This is a genomic window from Kitasatospora sp. NPDC101157, assembly GCF_044768255.1.
Classification (GTDB): domain Bacteria; phylum Actinomycetota; class Actinomycetes; order Streptomycetales; family Streptomycetaceae; genus Kitasatospora.
The window spans coordinates 15,032-33,955 of the sequence record NZ_JBIWPL010000022.1; the positions used below are offsets into that span (position 1 = coordinate 15,032).

Genomic DNA, 18,924 nt, shown 5'->3' on the forward strand with positions numbered 1-18,924 from the left:
ATGCTCGGATACGAAGACGTACTCAACGCCAACACCGACGCGCTGAGCGCCGCCGCCACCCAGTGGCGCGCGATGGCCACGCGCTTCCACACCATGCAGACCACCATGGAGCGGGACGTCCTGGGCGGGAGCGGCACCGGTACCGGGATCGGCGGTGGCGGCCTGTTCACGGGCGGGACCGGGGGGCTGGGCACCGGCAACGCCCTGGCCGGGGGCCCGTGGTGGACCGGCAGCACGGCGAACCTGGCCAACACGGCGCTGCTGGCCACCAAGGGGCAGATCGTCGACGCCCAGACCGAGGCCAACGCGATGGCCTCGCTGCTCGACGAGGCGCACACCGACTTCGCCGCCGCCCAGAAGCAGACCCGCGACGCCGCGGACGGCGCGGTCAAGGACGGCTTCAAGGTCACCGGCACCGGTACCGCCGTGTTCGACGAGAGCACGCTCGACCCCGCGACCCGCCAGGCGCTGCACCACGACCCCGAGGCCCGCCAGTCCTACCAGGACGCGGCCGACAAGTGGACCAAGGCGATCGCGGCCGGCGTCCAGGCCGCCACCCGCGCCGACCAGCGCATCGCCGCCGCGCTGCGCGGCGCCTCCAAGGCCGGCAACCCGCTGGACACCACCTTCAACGGCAAGGCGATGGGCGGCGGCGACGCCGGGGACGCCCAGCGCGCCGCCGACCTGGCCACCCACCTGGACGACCTCACCCCGCAGCAGCTGACCGAGCTGCAGGACCTGATGAAGGACAAGGCCGACCGCCCCGGCTTCTCCCAGGGCCTGCTCGACCGGCTCGGCCCGGACGGGATGATCAAGCTGTCCCAGCAGCTGAGCAGCCCCGGCGGCGACAAGAAGGCCGCCTACACCGACCTGCAGGGCGGCCTCACCCACGCCCTGGCCTCCGCCACCCAGGACACCAACACCGACTTCTACCGCCGCTGGCGCCAGGGCGTGAAGGACGTCGGCTACAAGAACTACGGCTCCAACACCGATCCGGTGTACGGCTACCAGATCCTCACCACCCTGATGACCAAGGGGGACGCCAAGTACTCCGCCCCGATGCTGGGCGACCTCGCCGACGACATCACCGAGACGGAGAAGAAGCACCCCGACGCGTGGAGCTACAAGGCCAGCCACGACGGCGGGGCGCTGGGCGCGGACCCGCTGGACAACGTGCTGGCCGTCATGGGCCGCGAGCCCGACGCCGCCACCGCCTACCTGGACCCGAAGTCCGGCGGCGGCAACCAGCACCTGCACTACCTGCTCAAGGACCGCAAGTGGCCCGACGGCTGGATCGCCAACGCGTACGCCGGCGTGGTCAAGGTGCCCGACCCGCTGTCGCAGAGCGGTCTGGGCGCGGCCCTGGAGGCCGCCACCACCGGCCAGCCGGCCGGCGCCCCGCACAGCGGCCACCACACCGAGGCCCAGGCCCGGATCATGCACGACACCGTCACCACCCTGGACGAGGGCCAGGGCGGCAACAAGATCAACGCCAACCTGCGCCAGCCGCTGGCCAACGCCCTGGCGGACTACACCAACGACACCCACGAGATCTTCAACGGCCGCAACTCCCAGTACGCGGACCACGGCAGCACGGTGTGGACCGACGCGAGCGGCAACGTCCACATGGGCGTCGGCGAGGACAGCCTGGTGCGCGTGATGCGGGGGCTGTCCGACAATCCCGACGCCTACGCCACGCTGCACCAGGCCGAGAGCGCCAAGATCGCCCAGGAGCTCTCCTCGATGGGGCCCAACCCCTCGCAGAACGACATCCAGGACGTCATGAACAAGGGCGCCGCGAGCCTGGGCGTCTACGACGCGATCCGCGCCGACGTCGCGATGGGCCAGCGCGACGACGCCAACCTCCAGGCCGACTGGAAGGCCAAGGTCGCCTACCACGTCGTCGGCGCGCCGCTGACCCCCATCCCGTGGGTGGGCGACAGCGCCCAGCGCCTGGTCGACACCTGGGCCTGGGAGTGGGACAACCAGATGAAGGACCACAACAACAGCATCGCCAACGCCAAGATCTCCGACACCTACCTGGACGCCAACAACGAGATGACCCACCTGGTCAGCGGCTGGGCCAAGGACCGCGGCATGGACCCGGACAGCAGCATGATCCACGTCGTCGAGGACGCCTCGCACGACCGCCGCTCCACCAGCGCCACCACCGCCGGCCACTTCCTGGGCCGCGGCAACTCCTGACCCGCCGCCGGCGGATCAGGCCCCCAGGGCCGTGAACCCGCGCGGCCCGTACGGCCGTTGACCGGGTGGGAGTGAAAAGGTGGAGGGGCGCCGCAGGACAGCCGTCCTGCGGCGCCCCTCGTGCGCGCTCGGGGGCCGTCGGCCGTGCTCAGGCGCGGTGGTACTGGACGGGGGAGTGGACCTCGCCGCCCAGCGCGCCGGCCGCGTGGCGGGCCCAGAAGGGGTTGCGCAGCAGCTCGCGGCCGATCAGGACGGCGTCGGCCCGGCCGGCGGCCAGGATGTCCTGGGCCTGGGCGGGGTCGGTGATCAGGCCGACGGCCGCCACCGGCAGCCCGGCCCCGTTGCGCACCGCCTCGGCGAAGGGCACCTGGAAGCCGGGCGCGGCCTCGATCCGGGCGTCGGGCACCAGGCCGCCGGTGGAGACGTCCAGCAGGTCCACGCCGTGCGCCTGGAGCTCCTTGGCCAGGCGCACGGTGTCCTCGCAGGTCCAGCCCTCGCGGCCGTCCTCGGGGTTCTCGGTGAGCCAGTCGGTGGCCGAGACGCGGAAGAACAGCGGCAGTTCCTCGGGCCACACCGCGCGCACCGCGTCGACGACCTCCAGGGCGAAGCGGATGCGCCCCTCGAAGGAGCCGCCGTAGGCGTCGGTGCGGTGGTTGCTCTGCGGGGAGAGGAACTGGTGGATCAGGTAGCCGTGCGCGCCGTGGAGTTCGACGGCCTGGAAGCCGGCCTCCAGCGCGCGCCGGGCGGCGTCGGCGAACTTGCCTACCAGTTCGCGGATCTGATCGACGGTCAGCTCGTCGGGCGTGGTGTGGGCGGGGGAGAAGGCCACGGCGCTGGGGGCGACCGGCACCCAGCCGTGCTCCTCCCCGGGGGCCAGGGCGCGCCCGCGCTCGACCCACGGCCGCTCGGTGGAGGCCTTGCGCCCGGCGTGGCCGAGCTGGATCGCCGGGACGGTGCCCTGCTCCTTGAGGAAGGAGGTGATCCGGCGGAACGCCTCCAGCTGGGTGTCGTTCCACAGCCCGAGGTCGTACGGGCTGATGCGCCCCTCGGGGCTGACCGCGGTGGCCTCCACGATGATCAGCCCGGTGCCGCCCGCGGCCCGCGCCGCGAGGTGGGTGTAGTGCCAGTCCGTGGGCACCCCGGCCGCGTCCCCGGCCGGGGCGGCGCTGTACTGGCACATCGGCGGCATCCAGACCCGGTTGGGGGCGGTCACGTCCCGCAGGGTGTACGGGGTGAAGAGAGTGGTGCTCATGTCGGGCTCCCGGCTCGGTCCGCGGCGCCCGTCGGCGCGGGCGGGCGCAGCTCGTTGCGAAGAAAATCTACGCGCTCCGACAATAGTTGTGCACTCATGAAGTTGCAAGAGCTGCATATTTCCGGGCGGGCCCACCAGCCGGCGGCCCCGTGCGCTGGACGGCCCGGCGCGGTGGGCGGCCCCGCCGTCGGCGGCCGCCGCGGAACTCAGAGGAACCTCAGAGCTCCCCACTCCTGCCGCCCGATGTGACGCGGGGTCAGAATTGGCGCCGCCGCGTCAACCGCGGCCGCAGAGGACCCCGCACAGCGCCGGCGCGCACGCCCCCACCCCCACCTGACCGAGGAGCTCCCGATGACCGTCGACCCCCCGCCCCTCGCCGGACGCACCCGCCCCCTGGCCCTGGGGCTGTTCCGGATCGTCGTCTCCCTGCTGTTCGCCTGCCACGGCGCGGCCACCATCTTCGGCGTCCTGGGCGGTACCCACGGCAAGGCACCCGAGTTCGGGCAGTGGCCCGGCTGGTGGGCGGCCCTTGTCCAGCTGGCCGGCGGCGCCCTGGTCCTCGTGGGCCTGGCCGTGCGCCCGGCCGCGCTCCTGTGCTCCGGGTCGATGGCCTACGCCTACTTCACCGTGCACCAGGAGCACGGCCTGTGGCCCATCCAGAACGGCGGCGAACCCGCGGTGATGTTCTGCTGGGCCTTCCTGCTGATCGCCGCGCTCGGGCCCGGCGGCCTGACCCTGGGCCGGGTGCTGCGCCGCGTGCCCGGCAGAGCGGCCCTGTCCGTCTGACCGCCCTCGGCCTCAGCCGCCCGCCCCGGCCCCCGCCTCCAGGAGGCCGCGGGCGCGGTCCGCCAGGCCGTCGGCGCCGCACTCGACAGCCAGCTCCAGCCCCCGGACGAGCGCGGCACGGGCCTGCGGAGCCGGGCCCGGCGCCCCGCCGAGGTCGACCAGTGCCATCGCGTGCTCGTAGCGGGCCGGCGAGCGCTCCAGGTGCCGCACCGCCTGCGCCAGCAGCTCGGCCGCGCGCGGCCCCTCGTGCACCGCCGCGCACAGCCGCAGCGCGCTGCCGACGGCCGAGTCCGTGCCCGACTGCCGGGCCCGGCGCACCGCCTCCCCGGCCAGCTCGCGGGCCCGCTGCGGCTCGGACGGGGCCACCGCCCGCGCCAGGTGCCCCAGCCACGGCGCCCACACCGTGTTGCGCCACCCGCGCGCGTCCAGGGCCGCGCCGGCGGCCGTCAGCACCTCGGCCGCGCCCGTCGCGTCACCCGCCGCCAGCAGCAGGCGCCCGTACAGGGTGGGGGCGTCGGGCAGCACCATCACGCTCGGGTACGGCGGACCGAAGGCGTGCTCGCGCGCGAGCTCCAGCGCCTGCGCCAGGCGGCCGCGCGCCGCCAGGGTCTCGGCCAGCGCCCCCACCGCGTCCCAGTGCAGCGGGGTGCCCGGGCCGATCCGCCCGGCCGTGCGCAGCGCCCGGCGCAGGTAGTCCTCGGCCTCCACCAGGGCGCCGCAGCGGAACCGCAGCATGCCGGTCAGCAGGTAGGCGAAGCCCAGGTGGCCGCCGCTCCACCCGGCGACCTCGTAGGCGCGCACCGCCTCGGTGAACAGCTCCTCCGCCCGGTCGACGCGGTCGGCGTACAGGTAGCTGATGCCCAGGATCCCGGGCAGCTCGAAGCCCCAGGTGGTGTTGGTCCAGGCGAGGCTGCGCGGCAGCCGGCCCTGCGGCAGCGCGGAGTCGGCCAGCGCGAGCGCCCGCGCGCGGTCGACGCCGCGCAGCGTGAGGTCCCAGCAGCGCAGCACGGCCACCGCGTGGACCAGACCGTCCTGCTCGAACACGGCCCCGCCCGGGGCCGCCGCGTCCGCGCCGGCGTCGGTGAAGGCCATGCCGACCGTGTCCAGCGTCCGGTGGAACTGCGTGAGGCGCCGGGAACGGCCGGGGCCGTCCGCGTCCTCGGACTGGAACGCGGCGAACATGAAGTGGGCGACCTCCAGGCGCATCCGCCCCGGCCCGGGCGGGGTACGCGCGGCCTCCTCGGCGCACAGCGCGGCGGCCTCGCCGAGCCGGTTGCTGTGGGCGAGGGCCTGGGCGAGGCGGAAGGTCGCGTCCACCCGCAGCCCGGGGTCCAGCCCGTACGGGTCGGCGAGCGCCAGGCGCAGCTGGTTGACCGTGGTCGCCGGGTCGGTGAGCAGGGCCGAGCAGCCGAGCTCGTAGAGCACCGAGGCGCGGTCCTCGTCGGCGGGCGGCTCGCTGAGGGCGCGGCGCAGGCAGCGCTGCGCGGCCTCGGGCGCGCCGATGGCCAGGTGCTCGCGGGCCGCCCGGCGCAGCTTGTCGACGATGAAGCCGTCCCCTTCGGGCAGGATCTCCAGCATGTGCCGGGAGGCCGCCGGCAGGCCGAGGCCGGCGTTCTCGACCTCGACGGCGGCGACCCCGTGCATCCCGGTCCGGGCGGCCGGCGTCATCGACTGGTAGACCGAGGTGGCGATCAGCGGGTGGACGAACTCCAGCCGGCCCGCCGGTGTGCCGGTCAGCACCCGGTGCCGGCGCAGCTCCCGGACGGACTCGGCGGCGGTCTCGGGCCCCTGGGCGCAGATGGCGGCGGCGAGGTCGGGGCGGATGTCGGTGTCCAGGACGGACGCCGCCCAGGCGAAGCGCAGCGCGGTGGGTCCGAGCCGGTCCAGCCAGTGGCGCAGCGTCATCCCGCGGGCGGTGGCGGCGATCTCGCGCAGCAGCCCGGTGCTCTCCTCCACCGGGTCGAGCTGCTGGTCGGCCACCTCGCGCAGCAGGGCGGCGGTCTCGTACGGGTTCCCGGCGGTGATGGCCCACACGTGGCGGCAGAAGGCGTCCTCGGCCTGCGCGCCCAGGGCCGCGCGGACCAGGTGCGCGACCGAGGCGGGCTGGAGCGGGCGCAGTTCGTGCCGGCGGTCGGCCCGGTCGGCGAGGCCGCGTTGCACCGCCAGCGCGTCGTCGGGGAACTCGTCGCGGCAGGCGAGCACCAGCAGAGCCGGCAGCTCCCGGGCCCGGACCGCGAAGCCGGCCAGCCAGCCGAGCGACTCCGGGTCGGCCCAGTGCAGGTCGTCGACCAGCACGGCCAGCGGCGAACGCAGCTGCACCAGGCGGGTCACGACGAAGTCCAGCCCGTCGCGCACCCCTTGCGGGTCGAGCTGCCCACCGGGCGGCCGCAGGCCCGCTGCGGGGCCGACGACGTCCTCCCACGGCCCGAAGACCCGCGCCCGCTCGTCGTCGGACAGGGCCGACAGCACCGGCCGCACCAGCTGGCGCACCACGTGGAACGGTTCGTGGCACTGCCGCTGGCCGCCCCGGGCGAACAGCACCGTGCAGCCCGCGTGCCTCGCCGCCCGGCGCACCTCGGTCAGCATCGCGGTCTTGCCCAGCCCGGCCGCTCCGGTGTAGATCAGCAGCTCCCCGACCCCGGTGCCGGCCGGCCGGACCAGCGCCCCGATCGCCTGGGCCGCCGACCGCAGCTCGGCCTCGCGCTCGTGCAGCGGCCCGTCGCCCCGCCCGTCCCCGTCGCCGCCCCCGCCCTTCCCCTCGGCCACCGCCGCCTCCAATTCCCCCTACCAGGGCCGTTGTTGCAGACAGCCGAGGTTACTGCCGATCGGCCGGCCGCGGTGCGGACTTGACAAGCCGCCCGCCGCCCGCCGCCGGGCACGGACACGCCGACGCGCCCCGGCGGCCCCGGCCGGGCCGACCGCTGACCCGCCCCCTCCCGCCCCACTCCCTCTACGCGGCGTACCTCGACCGCTGGGTCCTCCGGGCCGCCCCGGACCGCCTGAACGGCGTCGACGACACGCACCACGACCACCGCTGAACAACGACGACGACGGCGCCGCCCGGGAAGCATCCCGGACGGCGCCGCCGCCTTCACCCTCCGGCCGTCAGCCGCGCGCCGTCTGCGGCACACGCTGCGCCGGGACGGCCGGCGCCTTCGCCGCACCCGTACGGGCGGCGGCCGGGGCCGCGCCCAGCGCCGTGCCCCGGGTCTCCTCCGCCCACAGCACGCACACCAGCAGCCCCAGCGCCGTCGTCCCCGCGGCGATCAGCATGGTCGGCCCGGTGCCCAGCCCGGTCAGCGACAGCGGCAGCAGATAGGTGCCCACCGCCGCGCCGATCCGGCTCACCGAGGTGGCGACCCCCACGGCGGTGGCCCGGATCTCGGTCGGGAACAGCTCGTTGGGATAGGTCCAGTCGAGCACGTTCGGCCCGCCGCACAGGAACGCGTACGCGCACAGCGCGGTCAGCGCCACGGCCGCCGGCGCGGAGGGCCACACCCCCAGCAGCGCCAGCGGAACGGTCATCAGCGCGAAGGACCAGACGATGACGGGGCGCCGGCCCCTGGTGTCGATCAGGCGCAGCGCCGGGTAGCAGCCCAGCAGGAAGACCAGGCTGATCAGCCCGGTCCCCAGGGTCTCCATCACGGTGCCGCCGGGCATGCCGAAGGAGGACAGGATCTGCGGACCGAAGGTCAGCATCGCGAACAGCGGGCCGACCTGGCACAGGAAGAACAGGCCGCAGAACAGCGTGCGGCGCCGGTACGGCGGCGTCATCAGCAGCCGCAGTCCGCTGCTGCGCCGGGCGCGTTCGGCCGGATCCGGCATCAGCTCGCGGCCGTCCACCCGCACCCCGAGGTGCTTCTCCACCACGCGCACCGCGTCGCCCACCCGGCCGTTGGCGGCCAGCCAGCGCGGCGACTCCGGCGAGCCGCGCCGGATCACCAGGAACACCACGCACAGCACCGTGGAACTGGCCAGCATCCACCGCCAGCTGCCCGGTCCGGCCAGCTCCAGGAACAGGTAGCCCACCACGTAGGCGAGCACCGAGCCGGCGTACCAGGCGACGATCTGCTGGCCGAGCAGCCGCCCGCGGTGCTTGGCGGGCAGCCACTCGGCGAGCAGGGAGGTGGCGATCGGGTAGTCGGCGGCCACGGCCATGCCGAGCACGAAGCGCAGCACGGCGATCGCCCACACGTCGTCCACCCAGAAGGAGAGCACCGAGCAGGCGACCATCACCAGCAGGTCGGCGGTGTACATCACCTCCCGGCCGATCTTGTCGGTCAGCACGCCGAACAGGGCGCCGCCGACGAACATGCCCACCAGGGCGGCGGCGCCGATCAGGCTGACCTGCGCGGTGGACAGGCCCAGGTCGGGGCGCATCCCGATCAGGGCGACGCCGACGATGCTCAGGATGTAGCCGTCGAGCAGCGGCCCACCGGAACAGGCGAGCGCCAGCCGGCGGTGGAAGGCGGTATACGGGGCGTTGTCGATGGTCTGGGACATGGGTTTCGGGGTCCTCCGGAGCGTACGGCCGCGCGCTCTTCACACACGCCGTGCGCCGGGTAGACGGCAGGGAACGGCGCCGCCCACGCTGGACGGCGCCTTCGCCCGATCACACCGGGCGACCGTCCACGGTTGCCCGGGATCGCGGGGGCCACCACCAGGTCCAAGGTCAACCGGATCAATGACCTTGGTCCCGAAACGGACAAGGCCTTCGGCCATGCCGAACCAAGGGTCGCCCAGGCCTCATGGGCATCATCGCCGCTCGCCGGCCGCCCGCACCGCCGCAGGTGAGCCTTCTCACGACGGGCGCCCGCGGGCGTGGCGAGCGCCACAGTTTCGACCCCTGGTCCAGACCAACGGCGCCCGGCTCAGGGCACCGGCCGCGCCTCGCGCAACCTCCCCAGGCCCGAGTCCAGGGCCGCCTCCAGATGGACGGTGGAGCCCGGGGTCAGCAGGATCAGCACCCGGGCTGGGGTGGGGGCTGGGGTTGCTCACCCTGGCCGTCGACGACGAGCCGAGGATCCGGCTGGTGATCGTCGGCCAGGGGTCTTGCTGTTCGCCGGACCGGTCGTGGTGCGCCAGGCCGGTCCGGGCACGGCGCGGCCCCCCTCGGGCGCATCGCTCGACGGGGGCCGCGGTGCGGTCGATCAGTACCAGCCGGTCTGGAAGTGACCGTTGGTGCCGCTGGAGCCGGCCTGCGACTGGATGTCCTTGTCGTTGACCATCGCGGACCAGATGTTGCCGCCCGAGTACGTGACGGTGGAGTAGTCCCAGTAGTCGCCCTGGTGGTTTCGGACCGACACGTCCTCGCCGGGGACGGCGTTCCTGTCCCGCGCCCAGGCGGCGCGGCAGGACGGGCTGTAACGCAGCTCCACGGGGCCGGCGGTGGAGACGGTGACGGCGTCGTTGGCGCAGGTGGTGTTGGCCGGGTCCAGCCCGGTGCAGCTGCTGGCGTAGCAGCTGGTGGCGGCGGAGGCCGGGGCGGCGGCGAGCACCGCTCCGGACATGGCCAGGGCCAGGGTGGCGCCGATCGTGGCGGCCTTGCGGGTGAGGGAACGCACGGGGTCCTCCGGACCGGTAAGGGAGTGAGGGATGAACGCCATCACTCTCGGGGTCAGCCGCACCGTCCCTCCACCGTCCCGCCGTCCCCGGGGACGTCCCGACCCGTCCCGGGAATCGGCGCCGAGCCGGACGAACCGCCCTGGCCGTGCAGCATCACGCTCATCCGGTTCGCCGCGTCGGTCAATCCTTTTGGTGCCGCGCTGGTCAGCCCACCGGGACCGGGACGCCCTGGACGAGGAGCGGGAGGCCGGCGCCGTGCTCCCAGGCGTCCCAGGCGTCGTCTACGCGCCGGTACTGGTCCTCGGCCATGACCTCGCGCAGCTTGGACCGGGGCACCCAGTGCAGGCCGCGGATGTCGGCCGGCGGCTGGTGGCGGCGGACGGTGTCGGCCTGCGCGGGCGTGAGCATCCCCCCCGCGTAGACGAAGTTGACGCCCTCGGGGAACTCGGCGGCGGGCACGTAGTCGATGGTCAGGACGGTGCGCAGGCCCAGGACGAGCCCGGTCTCCGTTTCGAGGTGGCGGCGGGCCGCGAGGTGGGGGAGCTCGTCCTGCTCGGCGCTGCCGCCGGGCAGGGTCAGGCCCTCGCGGTAGACGGGATCGACGAGGAGGACGGAGAAGTCGTCCACCCGGTCGGGGTTTTCGAGGAGGACGAAGACCTGCTGGCCCGAACGGCGGGCGGGAGGACGGCTCATGAGGCGGGACCTGCTCAACTCTGCTCCAGATGTGAGGTGCTCGTAGGGGGCTGGTTACAGCGGCCGACGACGCGGCTTCCCGCAGGTGCCCGGCGCGGTCTCCCGGGGATTGAGGGACTGGAGGAAGGCAGGGGCGACCCGCCACTCGGGCCCGGTGGCCCCCAGGGGCCGGAGTACCACCTTCCCGAGCAGCGCCTCGACGAAGACCCCTTCGCGCGGTCTCCCGTTCTCCAGATAGCTGAAGTCCCGCACGACTTCGTGGAGTTGGAAGGGATGAGGGGGGTTCTGCGCGTCAGACATGAGGGTCTCCGTGAGCGATGTACGCATTGCCGTCCTGGTCGATGACTTCGGTCAGTGACCGAATCGCTACCAGGATGGCTCAGCCTCCTCTAGGATCGGAAGAGTTTCAAATCTCTAGTCCGATGGATTTTAAAGAGGACGATCTTGGTCCGTCGCACGCTTGATCCAACGTCATCGCCACTTGAGGCACTGGCAGTTCAAATCAGCAGGGCACGCCAGGCAAAGGGGCTGACGCAGATCGAACTTGGCCAGCGAGTCGGGTACTCCAACGTCTACATCTCGAACGTGGAGCGAGCCAAACAAGCTCCCTCTTTAAAGTTCGTAGAACGCGTCGACGCCGCCGTCGACGCAGGTGGCGCCCTGACGGGGCTGTGGTGGAGTTGGAAGAACGGCGCTCTTCTGCCTGGGTTCTCCGAGTACCTTCGCCGGGAACGTGAAGCGATCACAGCCAGACTGTTCGACACGGACATGGTGTCGGGCATACTCCAACACCCGAGCTACAGCGCAGCTTACGAAGCCGGTATCGTCCGCCGTGGGGAAGCGACTCGGGAGCAGGCTGACGGGAGACTCGGCTTGCTGGCCCAACGCCAACTGATGCTAGACCGGGGCACAATGATCCATGCTGTTCTGGACGAGGGAGCCCTGCGTCGGCCGATCGGCGGCCGGGAGGTCATGGCCATGCAGCTCTCCCACCTGGAGAGTCTGAGCCACCGCCCGAACGTGATCATCCAGGTTGCCCCGTACTGCCTCGCCGAGGACCGACCCCTGTCCCACCCCGTCACGCTTTTGACCCTTCCGAATCGGGCATTGGTCGGCTACACGGAGACGCTTCAGCGGGGATACCTGGAACAAGATGCCGAGACGGTGACCCGATGGGTCGATAGATACGATCGACTCCAGGTCAACGCGCTCAGCCAGCCGGATACTTTGGCCATGATCCGGGAGGCACGGAAGGAACTGGACCATGCATGACCCCACGGGCGCCAAGTGGCGCAAGAGCACCTATAGCAATGGCGGTGGCGGCTGCATCGAGGTGGATGACGCGCACCCGGGCAGGGTCCGTGACTCCAAGGACCCCCAGGGACCGGCCCTGGTCTTCCCGTCGGAGGCTTGGAAATCGTTTGTCGCCGCTGTCCGCAGCGGCGAGTTCGGCGATGTCTGACAGGAGTGTCATGATCCCAGCAGCGGACCTGACCAACGCCAGATGGCGAAAGTCCGGCTTCAGCAACAACGGGGGCGACTGCGTGGAGGTGGCACCAACCTTCCCCGGCGTGGTGCCTGTCCGTGACTCCAAGGACCCTCAGGGCCCGGCGCTGATCTTTCCGTCGGAGGCTTGGAAGTCCTTCGTCGCCGCCGTCCGCAGCGGGGAGTTCGGCGACGTTTGATGGGAGGAACGTTATGGCCGATCGTGTAGACCTGTCCGACGCCCTGTGGCGCAAGAGCACTCGCAGCAACGGACAGGGCGGCTGCATCGAGGTGGATGACGCGCACCCGGGCAGGGTCCGTGACTCCAAGGACCCCCAGGGCCCCACCTTGGTCTTTTCGTCGGAGGCCTGGCAGTCGTTTGTCGCTGCTGTTCGCAGCGGGGAGTTCGGCGACCTCTGAAGCCACAGGCCCGGACCGCATTCGCTGCGGTCCGGGCCTGTCGCCGTCGTCGTATTCTTCCGCCGCTACGAGCCGGCGGTGGCCGTCTCCAGCGTGGTCGCCATCACCGGGCTGGTGAAGGTGTTCGTGGCGTCGCCCGGGTTCGGATGGTAGGAGCCCCACTTGAGGTAGTTGCGGTCACCGTCCCACGTGGTCCCCTTGAACGTCCCCGCACCACCGCTGAACGTCTGCTTCCTGCCGTCGAACCAGAAGTCGATCGTCCCGTCGCTGCGCCCCAGGTGGATCTTGAGCGCGTACGCGTGCCACTCGCCGTTCTTCACCGGCGCCGTCCACAGCGGGTGCGCCACGTGGTCGGTGTCCCACTCCTGTAGCCGCACCCGCCCGTTGGTGATGTCGATCTCGATCGGGTGGTTCGCTGTGCCCTCGCTGGGCGAGCACTTGAGCTGGAAGACGTACCGGCTCTGGTCGTCGCCGATCTCCACCTTGGACGACCAGCCCAGGTAGAACGTGTCGCCCTCCTTCAGGTCTGGGCCGACCGTCTCGCAGCGTTCCTGGTTCGCGGCCTGGAACGCCTTCCACACGCTCCCCTTGACTGGGTCCTTGACGACGCCGAAGCTGCTCGGGGCCGCGCACTGGACGCCGAGGAAGGACGACGGTCCCTTGGCGGTGCTCGGGGTCCACAGGACCTTGCCGGTCGCAGCGGAGCTACTGGCCGCGGCCGGGCTGCAGGAGATCGCGAAGGTGGCCAGGGCCAGGGCCCCGATGGCGAGCTTGCGGTGCTGGGGCAGAAGGGACATGCCTCTCCCGGGGTGACGGGGGAATCGGGTGGTCGAGTCGCTGCCTGCGATTCGACCACCCGACGGCCCGTCCGACCAGGCGGAACGACCGGCGGAAGTAGCTTCCGGTCATGTTCCGCTCACTTCCGCCGGTCCTGAACCGCGCCTACGGCAAGCGCCGTTCTCCCTCGCCCGAGCCCCCGGACGGCTCGTCGTAGGACGAGGTTCCCTCGTCCAGCAGCGGTTCCTGGGTCTTGAGGTGCGCCGGGGCCAGAGCCCGCAGGGCGTGGTAGCCGGTGATGACGACCAGGGTGCCGAGCGCGATGCCGCTGAGACTGAAGGTGTCGGTGAACTTCAGCGTCACGTTGCCGATGCCGATGATGATGCCCGCCGCGGCCGGCACCAGGTTGAGCGGGTTGCGCAGGTCCACCTCGGACTTGATCCAGATCTGCGCGCCGAGCAGGCCGATCATGCCGTACAGGATGACGGTGATGCCGCCGAGCACCCCGCCGGGGATCGCGGCGACGACGGCGCCGAACTTCGGGCAGATGCCGAACAGCAGCGCGAAGCCGGCCGCCGCCCAGTACGCCGCCGTGGAGTAGACCCGGGTGGCGGCCATGACGCCGATGTTCTCGGAGTACGTGGTGTTGGGCGGGCCGCCGAGGGCGGTGGAGAGCACGGAGCCGACGCCGTCCGCCGAGATCGCGGTGCCGAGCTTGTCGTCCAGGTTGTCGCCCGTCATCTCGCCGACGGCCTTGACGTGTCCGGCGTTCTCGGCGACCAGGGCGATCACCACGGGCAGCGCGACCAGGACGGCCGACCACTGGAAGGAGGGGCCGTGGAAGGAGGGCAGGCCGATCCAGTCGGCCCTGCCCACGCCCGAGAGGTCCAGGCGCCAGTGGTCGGTCATGTGCCCGCCGCCGTCCACCGAGTGGATCTTGCCGAAGACGCGGTCGAACACGAAGGAGATCCCGTAGCCGAAGACCAGTCCCAGGAAGATCGCCACCCGTGACCAGAAGCCGCGCAGGCACACCACCGCGAGGCCGGTGAACAGCATCACCAGCAGGGCCGTCCACTGGTCCTGCGGCCAGTACGTGGAGGCGGTCACCGGGGCCAGGTTGAAGCCGATCAGCATGACCACGGCGCCGGTGACGATCGGCGGCATCGTCGCGTGGATGATCCGCGCACCGAAGTACTGGACCGCCAGGCCCACCAGGAACAGCACCACGCCGACCACGAGCACCGCGCCGGTGACCGTCGCGCTGGTGCCGCCCTGGGCCCGGATCACCGCGGCGACGCCGACGAAGGACAGCGAGCAGCCGAGGTAGCTGGGCACCTTGCCGCGGGTGGCCAGCAGGAAGATCACGGTCGAGACGCCGGACATCATGATCGCCAGGTTGGGGTCCAGCCCCATCAGCACCGGGGCCACGAAGCTCGCGCCGAACATGGCGACCACGTGCTGGGCGCCGAGCCCTGCCGTGCGGGGCCAGGAGAGCCGTTCGTCGGGGCGGACGACCGCTCCCGGCGCGGGCGTACGCCCGTCACCGTGCAGCTTCCAGCGCACGCCGAGATCCATGTGGGGGTTCCTTCGGTCAGCTTTCGGGGGACTGTCCGCACCATTCTCGTGCTCGTCCGGCCCCCCGCGCACACCTGGCCCCGCTCCTGACCTGCGCACTCGCGCGGGAAAGCGGAGCCGGGGGAGGTGTGACGGCCGGTCAGCCGTGGTGCTCGGCGGCGGCCTTGAGGTCGCCCAGCCAGGCGGCCCGCCCCCGCCCGGTTTCAGCTGGGAGGGAATACGGCCCTGGCCCGTGGGCGCGAAGCGCCGTCGTCTCCTTCGCGGGAGTCCCGGTCCGACGCCCGTCGCTTCACGGCCGTCCCGCCCGCCGCCGTCCGCCCCTCAGGCGGCGGGCGGGGCGGGGCGCAGGGCGAGCAGGGCGATGTCGTCGTCGCTCTCGGCGCCGAGGCCGATGACCAGTTCGTCGCAGAAGACGTCCAGGGGCGCGCGGGCCAGGGCGGCGGTATGCCGGCGCAGCCGGGCCATGGCGTCGTCGAGGGACTGCCCGCGGCGTTCGATGAGGCCGTCGGTGTACAGCAGCAGCGTGGAGCGGGGCGGCAGGCGGTCGTGGGCCGTCGCGCGGGGCAGGTCGGGGTCCATGCCGATCAGCAGTCCGGCCCCGCCGTCCAGGTAGCGGGTCCCGCCGTCCCAGGTGGTGAGCAGCGGGGGCAGGTGTCCGGCCGAGGAGTGGTGCAGTTCCCAGGAGCCGTCGGCGCCGCCGCCCGTGGCCAGGGCGTAGACGCAGGTCGCGGTGGAGTGGGGGTTCAGGGTGTGGTTCGCCCGGTCCAGCTGGCGCAGCACCTCGCCGGGCGGCTCGCCGCGGTCGACGGCGATGCCGCGCAGCATGTTGCGCAGGGTGCTCATGGCGACGGCGGCGCGCAGGTCGTGGCCGGCCACGTCGCCGATGACCAGCACGGTCTCGCCGCTGGGCAGGACGAAGGCGTCGTACCAGTCCCCGCCGACCTCGGCGGTGGTGCTGGAGGGGACGTAGCGGGCGGTCAGGTCCAGGTGCTCGACGCGGGGCAGCTCGGGCAGCAGGGCGCGCTGGAGGCGCTCGGCGGTCTGCTGGGCGTGCCGGTGCAGCCGGGCGTTGTCCACCCCCAGGGAGATGCCGCGCACCAGCTCCGCGATCAGGAGGACGTCGTCCTTGGCGAACGGGTGCTCGCGGCGGGTGCGGGCCAGGGTGAGGGCGCCGATGACCTCCCGGCGGCCCCGCAGCGGGGCCAGGACCGCGCTGTCCGCCCCCAGTTCGTCGAACAGCTGGGCCTGCCGGTCCTCCAGCGGGCCGTGGGCCTCCTCGGGCGGGGGGATGTCGGTGAGCCGCAGCGGGCCGGCCCCGCGCAGCACGCGTGACAGGGCGCCGAGGGTGTCCTCGGACAGCGGGGGTAGTCGGCCTAGGAGGGCGCGGGGGATCGGGGCCAGGGGGTCGCGGTGGACGATGCAGATCCGCTCCAGCCGGCCCTGCTCGTCCAGGAGGTCCACCGCGCACCAGTCGGCCAGTTGCTGGTTCAGCAGCACCTGGCACGCCCGGCGCAGCCGCTCCTCCAGGTCCAGGGTGCTGGACAGCGCCCGGGCGGTGTCGGCCAGCAGTGACAGCCGCTGCAGCGCGGCCCGGTCGACGCTGGCCCTGCGCGACTTGGTCGTGGTCGTGGGCAGGCGCACCGGGCCCGGCTCGGGCCGCGTCGGGTACGTGTCGTCCGCCAGGTCGCCCGTCAGGTCCTCCGGCGGGGCGTCCGGCGGGTCGGGCGGGGCCGTGCGCATGAGGATGTGGGCGACGAACACGGTGCGTCCGTCGACCGCCTCCTGGGTCTGGATCTCCAGGCGCACGGGGATCAGCCGGCCGTCCCGGTGCAGCGCCGGGACGGGTACGGAGCGGCCCAGGATGCGGGGCTGCCCGGTGAGCAGCAGGGAGCTGAACGCGGCCACGTGGCGGTCGCGCAGGTGCTCGGGGATCAGTGCGGTCAGTCGCTGTCCGATGAGTTCCTGGGCGGACCAGCCGAGCAGTTCGGCCGCGGAGTTGCTCACCGCGATGATCCGGTTGAGGTCGTCGGCGGCGACGGTCGGTACGGCGGCGGCCTCCACCTCGCCGGCGTCCCAGGGGGCCAGTTCGGTGGGGGTGTGGTCCGGGGCGCCGGGGACCAGCGTCCAGGCGGTCGGCTCGGTGCCGGCCAGCTGGTCGGTGATCTGGTCGAGCAGCCAGTGGCGGAAGGTCCGGATCTGGGGGAGGGCCGGGAGGGCGAGCAGGGTGCCCTCCTGGGCCGCCGACTCGGCCTCGTCCAGGACCCGGCGCAGGGTGGCCACGGCCTCGGCGGCGTCCGCGGGGAAGGCCACCAGGAGGGAGAGCGTGGAGCTGTCGGGGGTCTCCTGCTGCACCGAGGCCGTCATGCACCCGCAGACCACGTTGCCGGCCTCCCGGGCGGTGGTGAGGTCCTGTGGCCGTAGGCCGGTGAGCGCCTCGACGCCGCGGGTCAGGTAGAGCTCGCGCAGCAGCCCCTCCCAGTGCTGCTGGGCGGCCCAGTACAGGGCGTAGGGCACGTCGATCAGGGCCACGTTCACGGTCGGGCCGCAGGGGGCGACGGTCTCCCAGGCGGAGGTGGGGGGCGCGGTCGGGCCGGGCCACAGCTCGAACCAGACGGTCTTGCGGTCGGCGCCGCTGTGGACGCCGTGGCTGGGCGCCAGTTCCTCCACCAGGGCCAGGCCCCGGCCGGTGGAGGCGAAGGGGTGGTGGTCGTGGGGGACCAGGCCGCGTTCCGGACAGCGGTCGCTGACCTGCACCTGGATCCGGTCCTCCCCGGCCCAGGCGCGTACCTCGAAGTCGCCGCGTGCGTGCAGGACCGCGTTGGTCGCCAGCTCGCAGGTCAGCAGCTCGGCGGTGTCGGCCACCTCGGGCGCGACACCGTCCAGCACCGACCGCACGAACCGGCGGGCCAGCGCAGCGCTCTCCGGCGTCGTGGGCAGCCGCCGCGACGGCGCCCCGGGCGGACTGGGGATGCCCATACGGGGCCACTGCCCAGAAACCCCGGGGCCAAAAGGGGCGGACGGCCCCGGCCCCCGGCAGGGGTGCCGGGTGCCGGGGCCGGCAGGGCTGTGCAGGGTGCCGGGGGCGGGGACCGGGGGGTGTCAGCGCAGGCCGGCGAACAGGTCCTGCTCGGGCAGCGGCGCGCCGGTGGTGTCGCGCACGCGCACGAAGGTCTCGACGCCCATCAGCTCGGTGAAGCGCTCCTTGCCCATCCGCAGGAAGAAGATGTTCTCGCCCTGGCTGGCGTGGGCGGCCAGGGCGTCGAACTTCTGGCTGCCGTAGGCGCTGGTGTCCACCCAGGTGGTGACCTCCTCGTCGGGCAGCCCGATCGGGGGCAGCTCGGGGGCCTCGACGGCCGACCCGGCCCCGCTCGTCCCGCCGGTCTCCCCGGTCTCCCCGGCCGCCCCGGCCGCGTCAGCGGGTTCGGTGGGCTCGTCCCAGTCGGCGCCGAACTCCCGCATCGCCTCGCCGAAACGCTTCATCGCCGAGTGCGGCGCGGTGGTCCAGTACACCTTGGGCGTCAGGTCGGGGGCCAGGTCCAGGGCGGCCATGGTGATGCGGTGGGCCTGGATGTGGTCGGGGTGGCCGTAGAAGCCGTTCTCGTCGTAGGTGACGACGACGTCGGGCCGGTAGTGGCGGATCAGCTCGGCCAGGCGGGCGGCGCCGTCGGCGACGGGGGTGCCCCAGAACGCGCCGGGGGCGTCGTTGGCGGGCCAGCCCATCATCCCGGAGTCGCCGTAGTCGAGCATTTCGAGGTGGTCGACGCCCAGGACGCGGCAGCTGGCCTCCAGTTCCTTGCGGCGCAGGGCGGCCACCGCCTGCGGGTCGTGCCCGGCCTCGCCGGGCTTGACGCCGCCGGGGCCGTCGCCGCAGGCACCGTCGGTGCAGGTGACGAGGACGGTGCGGACGCCCTCGGCGGCGTAGCGGGCGAGCACGCCGCCGGTGCCGGTGGCCTCGTCGTCGGGGTGGGCGTGCACTGCCATCAGCGTCAGGGGCCGGTCGGCCATGGTGTCGTCCTCGCTTCGCTCGGGTGGTCCGCCCCCAGTCTGCCTGGCGGGTGTGACAGCCCGCGCCCGGCCCCGTCCCCGCGGACCGGGCACCGGCAGTCTGCAAGCTGGCATGAATTGTTTCCGGACAAGCCATTCACAACAGTTGACGAGCCATCACC

At 72.9% G+C, this 18,924-nt stretch carries 17 protein-coding genes; 7 read left to right on the forward strand and 10 right to left on the reverse strand.

What is annotated here, in order from left to right; all coding sequences use genetic code 11:
* Positions 1–2,205 carry a hypothetical protein gene (locus tag ACIRVF_RS32180; protein WP_402825699.1) on the forward strand — a complete coding sequence of 735 codons (2,205 nt, stop codon included), beginning with the start codon at positions 1–3 and terminating at the stop codon, positions 2,203–2,205.
* A 148-nt stretch (positions 2,206–2,353) separates the two neighbouring features.
* Here the strand turns inward: ACIRVF_RS32180 and ACIRVF_RS32185 are convergent, their stop codons facing one another.
* Positions 2,354–3,457, reverse strand: a complete 1,104-nt coding sequence (locus ACIRVF_RS32185; protein ID WP_402825701.1) for an NADH:flavin oxidoreductase/NADH oxidase — start codon at positions 3,455–3,457, stop codon at positions 2,354–2,356.
* Between the two features lie 351 nt (positions 3,458–3,808).
* On the opposite strand from ACIRVF_RS32185, the gene ACIRVF_RS32190 reads away from it, so the two are divergent.
* Positions 3,809–4,243 carry a DoxX family protein gene (locus tag ACIRVF_RS32190; RefSeq protein WP_402825703.1) on the forward strand — a complete coding sequence of 145 codons (435 nt, stop codon included), beginning with the start codon at positions 3,809–3,811 and terminating at the stop codon, positions 4,241–4,243.
* A 12-nt stretch (positions 4,244–4,255) separates the two neighbouring features.
* Here ACIRVF_RS32190 and ACIRVF_RS32195 read toward each other — a convergent pair whose 3' ends face one another.
* The gene (locus ACIRVF_RS32195) at positions 4,256–7,009 is read right to left on the reverse strand and encodes an ATP-binding protein (protein ID WP_402825706.1); all 2,754 of its coding nucleotides are present in this window, start codon (positions 7,007–7,009) and stop codon (positions 4,256–4,258) included.
* 80 nt (positions 7,010–7,089) lie between these two features.
* Here ACIRVF_RS32195 and ACIRVF_RS32200 point away from each other — a divergent pair, with 80 nt between their 5' ends.
* On the forward strand, positions 7,090–7,281 hold the full coding sequence (locus ACIRVF_RS32200) for a hypothetical protein (RefSeq protein WP_402825709.1): 192 nt from the start codon (positions 7,090–7,092) through the stop codon (positions 7,279–7,281).
* Between the two features lie 67 nt (positions 7,282–7,348).
* On the opposite strand, the gene ACIRVF_RS32205 is transcribed toward ACIRVF_RS32200, so the two are convergent.
* The 4 genes from ACIRVF_RS32205 to ACIRVF_RS32220 form a co-directional block, all read right to left on the reverse strand.
* Positions 7,349–8,746, reverse strand: coding sequence for an MFS transporter (locus ACIRVF_RS32205; RefSeq protein ID WP_402825712.1), 1,398 nt, complete (start codon positions 8,744–8,746; stop codon positions 7,349–7,351).
* 647 nt (positions 8,747–9,393) lie between these two features.
* Positions 9,394–9,807: a DUF2690 domain-containing protein gene (locus tag ACIRVF_RS32210; protein ID WP_402825715.1), complete on the reverse strand. Its 414-nt coding sequence runs from the start codon at positions 9,805–9,807 to the stop codon at positions 9,394–9,396.
* Between the two features lie 205 nt (positions 9,808–10,012).
* Positions 10,013–10,501 (reverse strand): NUDIX domain-containing protein, encoded by a 489-nt coding sequence (locus ACIRVF_RS32215; RefSeq protein WP_402825718.1) that lies wholly within the window; start codon positions 10,499–10,501, stop codon positions 10,013–10,015.
* A gap of 54 nt (positions 10,502–10,555) precedes the next feature.
* Positions 10,556–10,801: a hypothetical protein gene (locus ACIRVF_RS32220; RefSeq protein WP_402825721.1), complete on the reverse strand. Its 246-nt coding sequence runs from the start codon at positions 10,799–10,801 to the stop codon at positions 10,556–10,558.
* A 144-nt stretch (positions 10,802–10,945) separates the two neighbouring features.
* On the opposite strand from ACIRVF_RS32220, the gene ACIRVF_RS32225 reads away from it, so the two are divergent.
* From ACIRVF_RS32225 to ACIRVF_RS32240, 4 genes are read left to right on the forward strand one after another with little or no spacing between them, the layout of a single operon-like run.
* A complete protein-coding gene (locus tag ACIRVF_RS32225; protein ID WP_402825724.1) occupies positions 10,946–11,773 on the forward strand; it encodes a helix-turn-helix domain-containing protein in 828 nt (275 codons plus the stop codon).
* A complete protein-coding gene (locus ACIRVF_RS32230; protein ID WP_402825727.1) occupies positions 11,766–11,963 on the forward strand; it encodes a DUF397 domain-containing protein in 198 nt (65 codons plus the stop codon). Before ACIRVF_RS32225 ends, ACIRVF_RS32230 begins: the two co-directional genes overlap by 8 nt.
* 10 nt (positions 11,964–11,973) lie before the next feature.
* Complete coding sequence (locus tag ACIRVF_RS32235; RefSeq protein WP_402825730.1) at positions 11,974–12,186, forward strand: DUF397 domain-containing protein; 213 nt, start codon at positions 11,974–11,976, stop codon at positions 12,184–12,186.
* 13 nt (positions 12,187–12,199) lie between these two features.
* A complete protein-coding gene (locus ACIRVF_RS32240; protein ID WP_402825732.1) occupies positions 12,200–12,406 on the forward strand; it encodes a DUF397 domain-containing protein in 207 nt (68 codons plus the stop codon).
* 65 nt (positions 12,407–12,471) lie between these two features.
* Here the strand turns inward: ACIRVF_RS32240 and ACIRVF_RS32245 are convergent, their stop codons facing one another.
* The 4 genes from ACIRVF_RS32245 to ACIRVF_RS32260 all read right to left on the reverse strand — a co-directional run bounded on the left by ACIRVF_RS32245 (position 12,472) and on the right by ACIRVF_RS32260 (position 18,763).
* Entirely contained in the window at positions 12,472–13,203 is a 732-nt protein-coding gene (locus tag ACIRVF_RS32245) for a heparin lyase I family protein (RefSeq protein WP_402825735.1), read from the reverse strand.
* A 145-nt stretch (positions 13,204–13,348) separates the two neighbouring features.
* The gene (locus ACIRVF_RS32250; RefSeq protein WP_402825737.1) at positions 13,349–14,758 is read right to left on the reverse strand and encodes a uracil-xanthine permease family protein; all 1,410 of its coding nucleotides are present in this window, start codon (positions 14,756–14,758) and stop codon (positions 13,349–13,351) included.
* A 321-nt stretch (positions 14,759–15,079) separates the two neighbouring features.
* On the reverse strand, positions 15,080–17,734 hold the full coding sequence (locus ACIRVF_RS32255) for a SpoIIE family protein phosphatase (protein WP_402825740.1): 2,655 nt from the start codon (positions 17,732–17,734) through the stop codon (positions 15,080–15,082).
* Positions 17,735–17,857: 123 nt separating this feature from the next.
* Positions 17,858–18,763 carry a PIG-L family deacetylase gene (locus tag ACIRVF_RS32260; RefSeq protein WP_402825743.1) on the reverse strand — a complete coding sequence of 302 codons (906 nt, stop codon included), beginning with the start codon at positions 18,761–18,763 and terminating at the stop codon, positions 17,858–17,860.
* Positions 18,764–18,924: the final 161 nt, after the last annotated feature.